This is a genomic window from Streptomyces sp. BL1 (genome assembly GCF_057628045.1).
The window spans coordinates 5570421-5585791 of the sequence record NZ_JBXYWZ010000002.1; the positions used below are offsets into that span (position 1 = coordinate 5570421).

A 15371-nucleotide genomic window follows, 5' to 3' on the forward strand; every position below is an offset into this window, starting at 1 on the left:
TGACCCGCCGACCGTACGGCCGGGCCCGCTGCGGACTGCGGACCGTGCGCCCTGTTGACCGGCCGTCCCGCTCCGGGCCACCTCCCACCTCCCCGCTGTCCGGAGCGGGACGGCCGCACCATCCCCCTGCGCGACGTGACGAAGGAGCCCTCCACCGTGTTCGGACACCGACGGCACCGGGGCAGAACCCGGCGAATACCCCTGCTCGCGGCGACACTCGCGTTCCCGCTCGCCCTGCCGCTGATCGGCGGCAGCCCCGTACAGGCGGCGCAGGACGGGCAGCTGGACCTCACCAAGGCGCGCGTGCAGTGGATCGACCGGACGACCGTCGCCTGGCCCAGAACGCTCGGCGACACCGCGGCGGAACACCGGCTGACGTACGACGCCGACGGCAGTCTGGCCGTACGCGACGGTGAACTCACCGGCGGCGGGCGCACCGTGCGGCTGACCCGCGTCCCCGGTGGGCTCAGCGACGAACAGCGCGCCGCGCGGCCGCACTTGGCAAAGGACTACGACGCCTACCGGGTGACGGAGGACGACCCGGACGTCCTGCGCACGGCACTGCGCGGACAGGTCGTGGCCACCGCCGGACCGCAGGACCGGCTCACCGCCGCTACCGGAGTGCAGCACGCCGGGGTGCTCGACGACCTGTACGCGGACAAGGCCCGACAGGCGGAACTCGGCCCGCACTTCGACGGCCGCCGCACCACACTCGCCGTCTGGGCCCCGACGGCCCGCAGTGTCGACGTCCGGGTCGCGGGCCGGACGGTCCCCATGCGCCGTGACGGGGCGAGCGGCGTCTGGCGCGCACAGGGCGACTGGCGGAACGCGTCCTACCGGTACCGCGTCACCGTGTGGGCGCCCAGCGTGCGGAAGATCGTCACCAACGAGGTCACCGACCCGTACTCCACCGCGCTCACCACCGACTCACAGCGCAGCGTCGCGGCCGACCTCGACGACCCGCGCCTCGCACCGTCCGGCTGGCGCCAGTTCACCAAACCGCACCCCACGCCACTGCGCGACGCGCAGATCCAGGAACTGCACATCCGCGACTTCTCCCGCGACGACAGCACCGTCCCGGCCCGGCAGCGCGGCACCTACGAGGCGTTCACCAACCGCAGTTCGGACGGCATGCGGCACCTGCGCGACCTCGCACAGTCCGGCACCTCGTACGTGCACCTGCTGCCCGCCTTCGACTTCAGCAGCGTGCCCGAACGGCGTGCGGAACAGCAGCAGCCCGACTGCCGGATGGAGGATCTGCCCGCCGACTCCGAACGGCAGCAGGAGTGCGTGCGGAAGACCGCCGGCAAGGACGCGTTCAACTGGGGCTACGACCCGCAGCACTACAGCGTCCCCGAGGGCTCGTACGCCACGGATGCCGAAGGCCCCGGCCGCACCCGCGAGTTCCGCGGAATGGTGCGAGGGCTGAACAGGGCCGGACTGCGCACCGTGATGGACGTCGTCTACAACCACACCGTCGCGAGCGGCCAGGACCCGCGGTCCGTCCTCGACCGGATCGTGCCCGGCTACTACCAGCGGCTCGAAGCCGACGGCAGCGTCGCCACCTCCACCTGCTGCGCCAACACCGCACCCGAGAACGCCATGATGGGCAAGCTGACCGTGGACTCCCTCGTCCGCTGGGCCCGCGACTACAAGGTCGACGGCTTCCGCTTCGACCTGATGGGCCACCACCCCAAGGCGAACATCCTCGCCGTCCGGCACGCCCTGGACGCCCTCACCCCCGTACGGGACGGCGTCGACGGGAAGAAGATCGTGCTCTACGGGGAGGGCTGGAACTTCGGCGAGGTCGCCGACGACGCCCGCTTCGTCCAGGCCACGCAGAAGAACATGGCGGGCACCGGCGTCGCCACGTTCTCCGACCGGGCCCGCGACGCCCTGCGCGGCGGCGGCCCCTTCGACGACGACCCGCGCGTCCAGGGCTTCGCCTCCGGCCTCTCCACCGACCCCAACTCCTCCCCGGCGAACGGCAGCCGCACCGCACAGCACGACCGCCTGCTGCACTACCAGGACCTGCTCAAAGTGGGACTCAGCGGCAACCTCGCCGGCTACCGCTTCACCGACTCGCACGGCAAACGGGTCACCGGAGCACAGGTCGACTACAACGGCACACCCGCCGGCTACGCGAAGAACCCCGGCGACGCCCTCGCGTACGCCGACGCCCACGACAACGAGACCCTGTACGACGCCCTCGCGTACAAACTGCCCGAGCACACCTCCGCACCCGACCGGGCACGCATGCAGGTCCTCGGCATGGCCACCGCCGCGCTCTCCCAGGGACCCGCGCTCTCGCACGCCGGCTCCGACCTGCTCCGCTCGAAGTCCCTGGACCGCAACTCGTACGACTCCGGCGACTGGTTCAACGCCCTCCAGTGGAACTGCCGCAAGGGCAACGGATTCGGCCGCGGACTGCCCCCGGCCCCCGACAACGAGGCCAAATGGCAGTACGCGAAGCCGCTGCTCACCGACTCCCGCCTCGTACCCGGCTGTACGGAGATCCGGTCCACCAGCGCCGCCTACCGCGACCTGCTGCGCATCCGCAGCACCGAACCGGCCTTCAGCAAGAAGGACACCGCCGCCGTACAACGCGCCCTGAACTTCCCGCTGTCCGGCACCCACGAGACGCCCGGCGTCATCACCGCACAACTGGACGGCCTGGTACTCGTCCTCAACGCCACCCCGCAGCAGCAGACCCAGCGACTGTCCGGCACGGCCGACCGGGCGTACGGACTGCACCCCGTACAGGCCCGCGGCGCCGACCCGGTGGTGAAGCGCTCCACGCACGACAGGGCGACCGGCACCTTCACCGTCCCGGCCCGCACGGTCGCCGTCTTCCGGCAGCAGCCGTGACAGCGGGCGAACTGCTTTCCGGCATCCGCAGACCCGTGATCACCAATGCCCGAACCGATGTGAGGAGTCGCGCAGTGACCACCCGCAGAAGAACCAGAACGGTCGCCGCGGCCGGTACGGCCGTACTGCTCGCCGCGCTCGCCGGCACCGTCCCGGCCGCGAACGCCGCTTCGCCCGCGCCGCCGTCCGACGCCGCGCTCGCGGCCGAGCCGGCACGGCACGACCTGACCCGCGAACAGTTCTACTTCGTACTGCCCGACAGGTTCGCCAACGGCGACAAGGGCAACGACGAGGGCGGCCTCACCGGAGGCCGGGAGAAGACCGGATTCGACCCGCAGGACAAGGGCTTCTACCAGGGCGGCGACCTGAAGGGCCTGACGGAACGGCTGGACTACATCAAGGGACTGGGCACCACGGCCCTCTGGATGGCGCCGCTCTTCGAGAACAAGCCCGTGCAGGGCAGCGGCAAGGACATGTCGGCCGGCTACCACGGCTACTGGATCACCGACTTCACCCGCGTCGACCCGCACTTCGGCACCAACGCCGACCTGAAGAAGCTGATCGCCGCCGCACACGCCAAGGGCATGAAGGTCTTCTTCGACGTCATCACCAACCACACCGCGGACGTCGTGGACTACGAGGAGAAGACCTACGACTACATCTCCAAGGGCCAGTTCCCCTACCGGACCGCCGGCGGGAAGACCTTCGACGACCGCGACTACGCGGCCGGCGGGAAGCGCTTCCCGAAGGTGGGCGCGGGGTCCTTCCCGTACACGCCGCGGATCCGTGACGGGGAGAAGGACGTCAAGGTTCCGTCCTGGCTGAACGACCCGGCGATGTACCACAACCGCGGCGACTCGACCTGGCAGGGCGAGAGCAACGAGTACGGCGACTTCGCCGGCCTCGACGACCTGTGGACCGAACGGCCCGAAGTCGTCTCCGGCATGGCGAAGATCTACCAGCGGTGGGTGCGGGACTTCGGCATCGACGGCTTCCGCATCGACACCGTCAAACACGTCAACATGGAGTTCTGGACGCAGTGGGCCACCGCGCTGGACGGCTACGCCGCCCGCCGCGGCAACCCGGACTTCTTCATGTTCGGCGAGGTCTTCGACGCCGACCCCGCCAAGACATCGCCCTACGTGACCCGTGGACGGCTGGACGCCACCCTCGACTTCCCCGTACAGGACGCGGTGCGCTCCTACGCGAGCAAGGGGAGGGCGCGGCGAAACTGTCCGGCGTGCTGGCTCAGGACCACCGCTACACGAGCGGCAGGGCCAACGCGTACGAGGCGCCGACCTTCCTCGGCAACCACGACATGGGCCGCATCGGCACCTTCCTCCAGCAGGACAACCCGGGTGCGACAGACGGCGAACTGGTGCGCCGGGCCCGGTTCGCCAACGAGCTGATGTTCCTCACCCGCGGCAATCCTGTCGTCTACTACGGCGACGAACAGGGCTTCACCGGAGCCGGCGGCGACCGGGACGCCCGCCAGTCACTGTTCGCCTCCCGCACCGCCGACTATCTGGACGACGACCAGCTGGGCACGGACCGTACGCACGCACAGGACGCCTACGACCCGCAGCTCCCTCTCTACCGTGCCGTCGCCGACCTGTCCCGGCTCACCGGACGGCACCCGGCGCTGCGGGACGGAGTGCAGCAGGAACGGCTCTCGGACGGCCAGTTGTACGCGTTCTCCCGTACGGGCCTCAAGGACAGGACCGAGTACACGGTCGCGGTGAACGGCGGCACGGAGGCCAAGGAGGTCCGCGTCCCGACCGGTTCGGCAGGCATGGACTTCCGGCAGATCCACGGCGGAAAGGCCACGGCCCGTACGGACAGCGCGAAGAAGCTGACCGTCACTGTGCCCCCGCTGTCCGCCGCCGTATACAAGGCCGAACGGCCGCTGGGCACACCGGAGTCGAAGCCGGCCATCGCGCTGAAGGCACCGGAGGTGAATGAGGACGGCACGGTCACCCTGAACGCCGGTGTACGGGGCGGACAGCTCAACCGGGTCGTCTTCGCCGCCCGCACCGGCAACGGCAAGTGGCACACCCTCGGCTCCGCCGACCACGCGCCGTACAGGGTGACGCAGCACCTGGGCGAGGACACTCCGCCCGGAACACGGCTGCGCTACAAGGCCGTTGCCGTCGACAGCGCCGGCCGGACCGCGAGCGACACCGCCGCCTCGACGGCGCACTGACCGACCCGGCGCCCGGGTGCCGGACTGTTCGCCGGTGCCGGACTGTGCTCAGGCGCCGGACTGTTGCTCAGGTGCCGGGCTGGGGGCTCGACCAGTCCGGCACCAGCGACCACAGGTGTGCCACCAGATCGCCGAACGGGCCGTCCTGCGGCTCCTGCCCGACGATGCCGCGCACCAGTTCCGCGGTCTCCGTGTCGTACGCGGCCGTCACGGTGGCCAGCGCCATGAAGTCGTGCACCAGCTGGAGCTCCAGCTCCCCGCGGTCGATGGCGCGCCCGTCCAGCCAGGTGAGGGCCGCCGTCTCGGCGAGGCCCACCCAGGAGCGCACCACCAGCGACAGTTTCGGCCCCGGATCGGTGACCCGCAGATGGGTCAGGAACTGCTCGTAGGCGGAGTCCCGCACCTCGTCGATCATCGCGTTGGCCCGGGCCGAGCCGATCGCGGGCCCGCCGCGCAGCAGCGCGGCGAAGCCGGGCCCGTGTTCCTCCACGAAGTCGAAGTAGCGGCCCATCACCCGCAGCAGCCGCGCGCCCAGCGGGCCTTCGCGCGGTTCGACGAAACGCGACGACAGTTCGTCGGCCGCACGCCGCACGGCCGCCTCGTACAGGCTGTGCTTGCCCGGGAAGTAGTGGTAGACGAGCGGGCGCGATATGCCCGCCGCCGACGCGATGTCGTCGATCGACACGTCTTCCGGGGAGCGCCGGCTGAACAGCTCCAGTGCGACAGCGATCAGCTGCTCCCGCCGCTCCTCGACACCCATCCTGCGGCGCACACCAGTCGTCATGCGCCAACCCTAACGGGCCCGAAGTGAAAGGGAACTTCACAGGTCGAGCGTGAGCCGTTCGCCGGCGGCACGTGAGACGCAGATCAGCATGGACTCCTCTCGTTCGCCGTCCGTCAGCAGCTCGTCCCGGTGGTCGACGGTGCCCTCGACGACCGGCGTCAGACAGGTGCCGCACCAGCCCTCCTCGCAGGAGGACTCGGTCTGCGGGCGGACCGTACGGATGGCGGCCAGCGCCGTCGTGTCCGCCGGCACGCTCACGGTGGTGCCGCTGCGCCGCAGTTCGACCTCGAAGGGGCGGTTCTCGCCGTCCGGCACCGCGGCGCCGGCTCCCTCGGACGTGAAGCGCTCCATGTGCAGCCCGCCGCCGGGCAGTTCACCGGCGCACAGCTCCGACACCGCGTCCAGCATGGGCCCCGGGCCGCAGCAGTACACCGCCGCCTCCGGCGGGGCATCGCGCAGCGCGGCCGCCAGATCCGGGTGGCCGTCCTCGTCCTGCGGGACGACGGTCACCCTGTCGTCGCTGCCGGCCAGCTTCCCGATCTCCTCCAGGAACGGCATGGACGCACGGCTGCGCCCGCCGTACACCAGACGCCACGGCGTACCCGCGGCCTCCGCGGCGCGCAGCATGGGCAGGATCGGCGTGATGCCGATGCCGCCCGCGAGGAACAGATACGCGGGCGCCTCGTCCAGCCGGAAGCGGTTGCGGGGCCCGCGGACCTCCAAGTCGGTGGCCTCCCAGAGCTGTTCGTGCACCTCACGGGAGCCGCCGCGGCCGTCGGCGTCCAGGCGGGTCGCCACGGTGTACGTGGTGGTCTCCGCGGGGTCGCCGCACAGCGAGTACGGCCGTACGAGACCGGACGGCAGCACCAGGTCGAGGTGGGCGCCGGGCTCCCACGCGGGCAGCGCGGTGCCGTCCTCGCCGCCGGCGTGCGCGAGCCGCAGCCGTACCACGCCCTCGGCGGCCTCCGTGCGCTCCACGACGGTCATCCGGATTCCCGCGGGCTGCCGGTCCGTGCCCGTCATCGTCCCTGCCGGTGCCGGCGAGCCGGACGGTGCGGGGCGGCTCATCGCACGCCGTACGACGAACACCGCACCGGCGAGCAGGGCGAGGGACCGTACGCGCGGATCCCGGGCCGCACGGACGAGTCGGGCAGCACGAGGCCGCGTCGAGGCCTTATGAGACATGCCGTCAATATACTTGCGGGTAGAGGGCCGCAACAGGGGTCGTACAGCGCGGACTTCACGCTTCCGCAGCCGCGCCACTCGCCTGCCACGGCCCCCACCCTCCGGACTCACCGCAGCGCGTGCAGCGTGCCGCCGCCGCGCAGCCGCGCGCTCAGGTCCGCCTGCGCGCCCTTCCGCGCCGGGGCGGCGAGCGTGTTGCTCTTCGCCGTGCGGTGCACGCCGCCGCTCGCCCGTACCGCCTTGGCGTCCCGGTCGGCGGCGGCCAGCACGTACCAGCGTCCCGCGGGCGACTTCCACAACAGCCCGCTCAGCACGTGCGGTTCGCGGGGCCCGCACGCGGCCGTGCCGGACGCCCTGGAGGCGACCGCCGCCTGTCCCGCGCGAGAGCCGGAGGGCGGCAGGAACTGGGCGACCGCCGAGGCACCCGTGGCCCGCCACGTCTCGGTCCGCGTGCACACCCACGCGGCGTGCCCGCCCCGCTGTGGCAGCTTCTGCCGTGCGAACTCCCAGGAGTTGACGCTCTTCACGCCCTGCCCCACGGAGGCGTTCAGACTGCACGCCGTACGGGCCAGACCGGCACGTGCCGCGGCAGACGTGGCGTCGCGCAGTTCACCGTCCGGCCGTCCCACGGTGAGGCGGGCGGGCGTCAGTTCACCCAGGTCTGTGTAGAGCGAGGTACCGGCGCCGCTCTCACCGGGCTCGTTCCGGCCGCTCAGCAGCAGCCCCAGCCGGCTGTCGCACTGCGGTCCTTCCGACCATGCGCTGTTCAGCGGTTGTGTCACCCCGTCGTCGTTCCGGCGCACCGTACTGCCCTTGTCCGACGCCTTCACCAGGTCGGCCTGTGCGGCACTGCGCACCCAAGGGGCGGTCAGATAGCGGACGTCGGTGTCGCTGCGGGACACCACGAGCGCGTTCGCCGCACTGTCCTCCGCTCCGTCCGTACGGGCCAGATCGAGCGCCGAGCGGCCGCCCTCCGCGGGCGCGCCGTCCCCGTCGGCCGGCTCCGCGTACCGTGCGACCCGCAGCCCGTCGTACAGCAGCACCACGTTCGCACCGTCCAGCCGTCCCGCGTACAGCAGTTGGGGCGGTCCTGCGGGCGGGCCCTCCGCGGTGCCGCGGGTCGCCGAGACGGTCACGTCCGGGCCCGGCCGGGCCCAGACGGCCAGGGCCCGCCGCAGCAGCTCCCGGTCCCGTACGAGTGGGCCGCGTGCGGGCCAGGCGGCGAAGTCCGTACGGGGCGCCTGCCGCCACGCGCCGGGCGCGGCACGTGTCAACGCGGCCGGATCCAGGGCCTCTTCGACCGCCGGGTTCCGCGCGTACGCGGGCGCCGCGGGCCCGTCGGGGCCCCAGCCGCCGCCGGGCAGAACGGTCAGCCCGCCGCACGCGAGCACGGCGGCCACAGCGGCGAGTGCGGCGCGGCCGTGCTGTCTGCGGCGCATCAGATCCGTCGGCCGGGCCTGCAGCGAGCACGGGTCGAACTCGACGGACTCCAGGAGCCGCCGGTGCCCGCGCCCCGGGGTGTCCTCGATCCCGTCCGCTTCCGCGAGCGCCCGGTCCGCGTCCGGCACGCCGGCCGCCGTCAGCAGCCGGCGCACGTCGCGGTCCGGCATGTCCTCCAGCCCGCGCAGCACGTACGCGGCCCGTGCGGCGCCGCGGATCCCGGACAGCGCCTGGTCCAGGGCGAGTTCGTCCGCGCCGCCGGACCGCGGGAACACCCGCAGCCCGAACACCTGCGGCAGCGGTCCGGGCAGCAGGGGCAGCGGCCGCAGCTCCCAGGGGCCCAGCCGGCGCGGCCGTTCGGCCGTCAGCGCGGCCCGCAGGACGCGCAGCCGCACACACGCGTACGCCGCGTCCGCGCCACGGGCCGCCCCGCCGGCGTCAGTTGACCCGTGGACCGCCGAAGCACCGACTGCCGACGAGCCGGCCACCGGCGAGCCGCCCGCCGCACCGTCCGCAGCCCGGCCGTCCGCCGTCGCGCCGTCCTCCGCGTCCCCGTCGCGCGGCGAGGGGAGCGGTGCGGCGCCGGGGGAGGACCGGCCGCGCGGCAGCGCCCGCTGGACGATCCCGTGTGCCGTCAGCACCCTCCGGTGCCGGCCGAGCCGGGTCGGCAGCACGAGGTACGCCAGCCGGACGAGCCGCGGATAGTGCTCGTTCAGCGCGGCCTCGGCCTGTTCCACACCGACTTCCGCGCCGGTGTCCGCGCCGGCGGGCCCGGCGGGTGTCTTCCGGGACCACCGGGCCCGCCGGCCCGTCCGGGCCTGGCGGGTTATCCGGGTCTGCCGGTTCTGCTGTGAAGTCGCTTCCGGGGAGGGCACGTTCACGAGAACGAGCGAATGGTGCGATAGTCACTCGTCCGTGTGCGTCACCCGTTGTCGAGGTAGGCCAGTACGGCCAGCACCCGCCGGTTGTCGTCGTCGGACGGCGGCAGTTCGAGCTTCCCGAAGATGTTGGACGTGTGCTTGGCGACCGCGCGCTCGGTGACGAACAGCTGCTGGGCGATGGCCGCGTTGGAGCGCCCCTGCGCCATCAGCTCCATCACTTCCTTCTCCCGTCCGGTGAGCTTCCCCAGTGGCCGGTCCTGCGCGCGCCGCGACAGCAGCTGCTGGATCACCTGCGGGTCCATGGCGGTGCCGCCGCCGGCCACCCGCCGTACCGCGTCGGTGAACTGTTCCGCGTCGAACACCCGGTCCTTGAGCAGATAGCCCACCCCGCCGTTCCCGTCGGCCAGCAGCTCCCGCGCGTACAGCTGTTCCACATGCTGCGAGAGGACAAGAACGGGCAGACCGGGACGTTTCTGTCGGGCGTCCAGCGCGCATTGCAGTCCCTCGTCGCTGAACGACGGCGGCAGCCGTACGTCCACGACGGCCACGTCGGGCTCCAGTTCGTCCAGGGCGCGGGCCAGCTCCGGGCCGTTCTCGACGGCTGCGGCGATCTCGAACTCGTACGCCTCCAGCATCCGGACCAGCCCGTCCCTGAGCAGGAACAGATCTTCCGCGATGACTACGCGCACGGTAACTCCCCGATCGGGTGTCCGACTTGGCTGTCACTGCCGAATCTACCGTCGCACTCGCGGGGCTCCGGCGGAATCACTCGGGGTGATCCCGGCCGGAGTGCGCGCGGTCACCCGGCGGCCGCGGAAACCGGAATGTGACGGCAGAGGTCACCGCGTTTACACGGGGGTTACAGAAGAGCAATGGGTAAGAAATCACGCACTGTGATGGTGCTTGGCGCCGGCCCGGGAGGCCGAAGCCCGCACAGCCCCGCACCGTGAGGACGCACCGTGACGTACAAGGCCGAGTACATCTGGATCGACGGCACGAAGCCGGCCGCCAAGCTCCGTTCCAAGACGAAGATCCTGGCCGACGGCGCCGAGCTGGGGGACTGGGGCTTCGACGGGTCCAGCACGAACCAGGCCGAGGGCCACTCCTCCGACCGCGTGCTCAAGCCGGTCTTCTCCTGCCCCGACCCGATCCGCGGCGGCGACGACGTGCTCGTCCTGTGCGAGGTCTACAACGTCGACGGCACTCCGCACGAGACCAACACCCGTGCCGCCCTCCGCCCGCTCGCCGAGCGGTTCGCGGACCAGGAGCCCATCTTCGGCATCGAGCAGGAGTACACCTTCTTCCAGGGCGACCGCCCGCTCGGCTTCCCCGAGGGCGGCTTCCCCGCCCCGCAGGGCGGCTACTACTGCGGCGTCGGCGCCGACGAGGTGTTCGGCCGCGAGATCGTCGAGAAGCACCTCGACCACTGCCTGGCCGCCGGCCTCGGCCTGTCCGGCATCAACGCCGAGGTCATGCCCGGCCAGTGGGAGTTCCAGGTGGGCCCGCTGTCCCCGCTGGAGGTCTCCGACCACATGTGGATGGCCCGCTGGCTGCTCTTCCGCACCGCCGAGGACTTCGGCATCTCCGCCACGCTCGCCGCCAAGCCCGCCAAGGGCGACTGGAACGGCGCCGGCGCGCACACCAACTTCTCCACCAGGGCGATGCGCGAGGGCTACGACCCGATCATCACCGCCTGCGAGTCGCTGGGCGCCGAGGGCAAGCCGATGGAGCACGTGTCGCAGTACGGCTCGGGCAGCGAGGAGCGGCTGACCGGTGCGCACGAGACCGCGCACTGGAGCGAGTACAGCTACGGCGTCTCCAACCGCGGCGCCTCCGTGCGCATCCCGTGGCAGGTGGAGCAGGACAAGAAGGGCTACATCGAGGACCGCCGTCCGAACGCGGACGTCGACCCGTACGTCGTCACCCGCCTCATGGTGGACACCTGCTGCTCGGCGCTGGAGAAGGCCGTCCAGGTCTGACAGCACCCCGGCAGGTGAGGCACCTGCCCAGAACGGGACCGCGGTGGCAGCGGGACGTGCGGAGTCCCGCTGCCACCGCAGTACGGCGCCCCGCCGGCCTGCTCCTCCGGGCCCGCGGGGCGCCGTCATTCAGTGGGTGAGCCGCGCGCCGGCGCGCGGGCGGTGTGTCAGCGGTCGAGACCCGACTCGGCGCGGGCGAGGATCTCCGTCACCCGCTGGGCGAAGTGCACGCCGCACGGGTGCGGTTCACCCGTGGACGCGCTGCCGGTGAGCGCGTCGATGGCCCGTGCGTACGTGTCGGCGGGATGCTCGTTGCGGTCCGGCAGTGCCGCGACACCGGCCGCGCCTCGCACCTCGGCGGCCACGCCGGCCGCAGCGGGCGGCATGGAGTGGCTCAGTGCGGACGTGCTCGACGTGCCGTTGCCGTGCTCCAGCGTCAGATGCACCGTGTCGCCCACACCGCGCACCGCGTGCACGCCGTCCAGCGAGCCGACATCCCCGAGCACCGTCAGCAGGACGGACAGCGCGTGCGGCCCGATGTCCCACAGCGCGCCCTTCTCCCGCCGCCACGGCGAGGACGTGTACGGGGAGTCGGCGCCGCCGAACACCGGCGAGAACCAGTCGGCGCGGCCCGTCAACCAGCCCTCGGTGTCCGCCTGTTCGTCGATCCAGACACCGGTCGCCGTACTGAAGCGCAGGGTGAAGAAGACGACGGAGGCGACGCCGTTGCGGTCGACCGCCTCGGTGACCTGCCGCGCGCCCTCGACCGTCGTCGCCACCGGCTTGTCCAGCAGCAGATGGCAGCCGGCGTCGGCGGCCCGTACGGCGAGCGGCGCCTGCACGTCCGGCGGCAGCGCGACGGCGACGGCGTCACAGTCGGCGAACAGCGCGTCGGCGTCCTCGTAGGCGCGGGTGCCGAGCTCGTCGGCGAGCGCACCGGCGGCCCCGGGGCGGCGGCCCCACACGCCGGCCAGATCGACGTCCTTGTGCGCGGCGAGCGCGGGACCGTGCGTCCGTGCGGCCCAGGCGCCGGTGCCCAGCAGGCCGAACCTCATGCGCTCCACCCGGCGGCCTCCTGGCCGTCGTCCTTGGCGCGCACGTGGCTCGTGTAGCAGCCGCGCGCGAGGTCGCTGATGTCGACGGACGTGTGCAGCGCGAAGCCGGACGTCGGCTTGATGTGATCCCGCGCCAGATTGAGGACGGCGCGCGACAGTTCGGCCTTCACCTCGGGGGTGCGGCCCTGCATGAGGGCGACCTGGATGTGCACCATGGCGATGTCCTCGGCCCCGTCGGCGATCACGCATTCGTCGACGCGCCGGAAGCGCGTCTTGCAACCGGCGACGGTGCCCTCGATGGTGCGGGCCACCAGAGGGTGGAGTGCGAGCCCGAAGCCACGGCGGTCGAATGTGTCGGCGAGAGCATCGGAGTAGTCGACGGTGATATGCGGCATGGGGGCAGCGTAAAGGGTTCGGCTGTACGCCATGTACGGGCCCGCCGGCCCGGCGCGCTGCTCGGCGGACCCGTACGACGGCGTGTCAGAGGGGCGTCAGGGGCGCGCTGTCCGCCGTGCCCACAGACCCGTCAGCACGTCGACCGTGAGGAAGACCACGAGCCCGATGCCGAGCAGCGGCAGGAACCAGCCCACCAGCGCCGTCACCGCCGCGAGCGGCAACAGCACAGCCGGCGGCACGGAACGCCAGGTTCCGCGCTCCGGTGTGACGCGCCTGCGCCACCACATGCGGTAGCCCAGCACGATCAGCACGAGCACGGCGGTCGCCAGCGCCGCCAGGACCAGTTGGTTGGCGAGGCCGAACAGCAGCCCCATGTGCGCGTCGATGCCCCAGCGCGTCAACTTCGCGAGCAGCGGATGGTCCTCGAAGTCCACCCTGTCGGTCACCTCGCCGTTGACCGGGCTGACGGCGATCTGGTCCAGCCGGTCCGGCCACTGCTTGTCGGTCTGCGCCACGGAGTACGCGCTGCCCGGCGAGGACGGCGGGGTGATCTCCACGGGGCCGGTCAGCCCCTGCTCGTCCCGCGCGACGGACAGCACACGGTCCAGACCGACGTCGGCCGTACGGTGCTCGCCACTGTGCTCACCGTGGCCGCCGTGCATGCCCTCGTGCGTGCCGCTCCCGCCGCTGCCGTGACCCTGGTGGCCCTGATGGCCTTCGTGCCCCGCACCGTGCTCCTGTCCGCCGTCGCCCGGCAGACTGGTCGACACCGCGGGGGTGGCGCTGCGCAGACTGGTGCGCAGCTCCTCGATGTTGGCGCCCGCGTACTTCGACCACGACAGCCCGGTGGCCGACAGGGCGACCAGCCCGACGGCCGCCCAGATGCCGACCGTGCCGTGCAGTGCGAGAGTGCGACGGCCGCCGCCCCGCTTCGTACCGCGCAGCCTGCGCTGCCTGCGCGAGCGGCCTGCCCACAGGACGACACCGCCCAGCGCGATCACCCACAGCCAGCTCGCGGCGAACTCGCTGTAGAACCGCCCTGCTTCACCCAGGTGCAGATCGCGGTGCAGATGGTCGATCCACGTCCGTACGGGCAGCGCGCCGGAGTCGCCGTAGCTGGCCAGCGAGCCCTTGACCTTCGCCGTGTACGGGTCGACGAACACGGCCAGCGAGGTCGACTCGGCGGTCACGCTCGGATCGTCGAGCAGCACGCGGGTGGTGGCGCCCGGCTCCGACGGCGGCCGTACAGCGCTCAGTTCGGCACGGGGATGCGCCTCCAGCGCGGCGTCCACCTGGCGGGAGAGCGGCACGGCCTGCGGGCTGCCGCCAGGTACGCCGACAGTCAGCTCATCGGCGTACACGGCCTTCTCCATCTGGTACGAGGCCGAGTACAGCAGTCCCGTCGCGGCGGCGACGAGCAGAAACGGAGCGACGATCAGTCCGGCGTAGAAGTGCAGCCGCAGGACGAGCGGCCGCAACGCCCGCAGACCGCCCGCACGTTGACCGGACTGCGGGGTGCCGGACTGTGCGTCGTCGGACGGCGACGGCGTGCCGGACGGTGGCTCGGGGGAGTGCTGATCGTGGGCAGAGGTGTCCACGGACATGGGTAATCGGACCTCCGGTCGTACGGCGGCGCGAACGCACGCCGTATAAGGGGTGGTTGAGCCATGCCCGCTCTCCCGGCGGCCGACCGTATGGCGGTCAGACAGTGGCCGGGGCAGGCATGGTGGAGCTCGGTGCCCGTCCCGGTGGAGGTCCTCTGCGGACGACGGTGTGGTCCAGCAGCAGTGCGGACACAGGCCGGCGGCGCGTACGGGCCCGCGGACGCGGCCGTACGGACGGCAGGTCCGGCCGCCCGCCGCACGGCCCCAGCGCGGCACGCAGCGCGAGGGGCGGCACCGCCAGCGCCGCCATGGTGCGCAGCAGCGCGAAGAGCGCGGCCTCGCCGCGCCACAGCCACAGCGCGCACACGAGCGCGGCCCCCAGATGGGCCGCGAGCATGGCGGGGGAGCCGTGCAGCGACTCCATTGCCCCAGCGGCGGGTTGGGCCGAGTCACCGGCCTGCGCGTGCATGCCGTGCATGCCGCCCGCACCGCCGGACGCACTGTGCCGCATGCCGCTCATGCCGCCGTGCGTCCCGTGACCGCTGTGCCCGCCCGCATGCATGCCGGAGGCCGGCTGACTGAACAGCAGGTGCAGCGCCCCCTGTACGGCGAGCAGTCCGCCGCCGATACCCAGCGGGCCGCGCTGCCGCCGCCCGCCCAGCCAGCCGAGCACCCCCGTACCGGCGAACGCGGCGCCCAGCACCGTCGCCGGAATGCCGTGCCCGGAGGCGGAGGCGTGCCCCGCACCGGCCAGAAGCACGCACACCGCGGCGAACAGCGCAGCGCGCACGACGCGCAACGGGGTTCCGGGTGTGCTGCTCATGGTGCGGCATCCTGCCACGCGGCCCCTTAAGGAAACCTTTGCGGTAACTGAACCGGAACCCCCGGCAACAGGACCGGAACCCGCCCCTCCCGTCAGGGCGCCGCGTGGTGGTGCTGGCTACACCCCGGGCCGGGGTGCCGGTCCCCGTGTCAT

The 15371-nt window shown here is 72.3% G+C and carries 9 protein-coding genes and 2 pseudogenes; 3 read left to right on the plus strand and 8 right to left on the minus strand.

The window, feature by feature from the left end; all coding sequences use genetic code 11:
- Positions 1-234: 234 nt before the first annotated feature.
- Positions 235-2868, plus strand: a pseudogene (pulA, locus tag AC3AGO_RS24460) (pullulanase-type alpha-1,6-glucosidase); the annotation flags it as partial.
- Between the two features lie 74 nt (positions 2869-2942).
- Positions 2943-5065: pseudogene (locus tag AC3AGO_RS24465) on the plus strand (alpha-amylase family glycosyl hydrolase); the annotation flags it as partial.
- Positions 5066-5138: 73 nt separating this feature from the next.
- Here the strand turns inward: AC3AGO_RS24465 and AC3AGO_RS24470 are convergent.
- The 4 genes from AC3AGO_RS24470 to AC3AGO_RS24485 all read right to left on the minus strand — a co-directional run bounded on the left by AC3AGO_RS24470 (position 5139) and on the right by AC3AGO_RS24485 (position 10050).
- Positions 5139-5855 (minus strand): TetR/AcrR family transcriptional regulator, encoded by a 717-nt coding sequence (locus AC3AGO_RS24470; RefSeq protein WP_487822384.1) that lies wholly within the window; start codon positions 5853-5855, stop codon positions 5139-5141.
- Positions 5856-5891: 36 nt separating this feature from the next.
- Positions 5892-7040, minus strand: coding sequence for a PDR/VanB family oxidoreductase (locus AC3AGO_RS24475; RefSeq protein WP_487822385.1), 1149 nt, complete (start codon positions 7038-7040; stop codon positions 5892-5894).
- A gap of 107 nt (positions 7041-7147) precedes the next feature.
- Positions 7148-9217, minus strand: a complete 2070-nt coding sequence (locus tag AC3AGO_RS24480) for a hypothetical protein (protein WP_487822386.1) — start codon at positions 9215-9217, stop codon at positions 7148-7150.
- Between the two features lie 185 nt (positions 9218-9402).
- Positions 9403-10050 carry a LuxR C-terminal-related transcriptional regulator gene (locus AC3AGO_RS24485; RefSeq protein WP_487822387.1) on the minus strand — a complete coding sequence of 216 codons (648 nt, stop codon included), beginning with the start codon at positions 10048-10050 and terminating at the stop codon, positions 9403-9405.
- A gap of 270 nt (positions 10051-10320) precedes the next feature.
- Here AC3AGO_RS24485 and glnII point away from each other — a divergent pair, with 270 nt between their 5' ends.
- Positions 10321-11340, plus strand: coding sequence for a glutamine synthetase (glnII, locus tag AC3AGO_RS24490; RefSeq protein ID WP_487822388.1), 1020 nt, complete (start codon positions 10321-10323; stop codon positions 11338-11340).
- 167 nt (positions 11341-11507) lie between these two features.
- Here glnII and AC3AGO_RS24495 read toward each other — a convergent pair whose 3' ends face one another.
- The 4 genes from AC3AGO_RS24495 to AC3AGO_RS24510 form a co-directional block, all read right to left on the minus strand.
- Entirely contained in the window at positions 11508-12395 is an 888-nt protein-coding gene (locus AC3AGO_RS24495; protein WP_487824790.1) for a Gfo/Idh/MocA family protein, read from the minus strand.
- A complete protein-coding gene (locus AC3AGO_RS24500) occupies positions 12392-12790 on the minus strand; it encodes a 5-carboxymethyl-2-hydroxymuconate Delta-isomerase (RefSeq protein WP_487822389.1) in 399 nt (132 codons plus the stop codon). Before AC3AGO_RS24500 ends, AC3AGO_RS24495 begins: the two co-directional genes overlap by 4 nt.
- Positions 12791-12886: 96 nt before the next feature.
- The gene (locus AC3AGO_RS24505) at positions 12887-14395 is read right to left on the minus strand and encodes a PepSY-associated TM helix domain-containing protein (protein ID WP_487822390.1); all 1509 of its coding nucleotides are present in this window, start codon (positions 14393-14395) and stop codon (positions 12887-12889) included.
- A gap of 97 nt (positions 14396-14492) precedes the next feature.
- A complete protein-coding gene (locus AC3AGO_RS24510; RefSeq protein ID WP_487822391.1) occupies positions 14493-15218 on the minus strand; it encodes a hypothetical protein in 726 nt (241 codons plus the stop codon).
- Positions 15219-15371 lie beyond the last annotated feature (153 nt).

Bases quoted from the DNA above. Each gene is read 5' to 3' on its own strand.
- AC3AGO_RS24470 (WP_487822384.1), bottom strand. From the start codon at position 5,855: ATGACGACTGGTGTGCGCCGCAGGATGGGTGTCGAGGAGCGGCGGGAG.
- AC3AGO_RS24500 (WP_487822389.1), bottom strand. From the start codon at position 12,790: ATGCCGCATATCACCGTCGACTACTCCGATGCTCTCGCCGACACATTC.
- AC3AGO_RS24495 (WP_487824790.1), bottom strand. From the start codon at position 12,395: ATGAGGTTCGGCCTGCTGGGCACCGGCGCCTGGGCCGCACGGACGCAC.
- AC3AGO_RS24475 (WP_487822385.1), bottom strand. From the start codon at position 7,040: ATGTCTCATAAGGCCTCGACGCGGCCTCGTGCTGCCCGACTCGTCCGT.
- AC3AGO_RS24510 (WP_487822391.1), bottom strand. From the start codon at position 15,218: ATGAGCAGCACACCCGGAACCCCGTTGCGCGTCGTGCGCGCTGCGCTG.
- AC3AGO_RS24505 (WP_487822390.1), bottom strand. From the start codon at position 14,395: ATGTCCGTGGACACCTCTGCCCACGATCAGCACTCCCCCGAGCCACCG.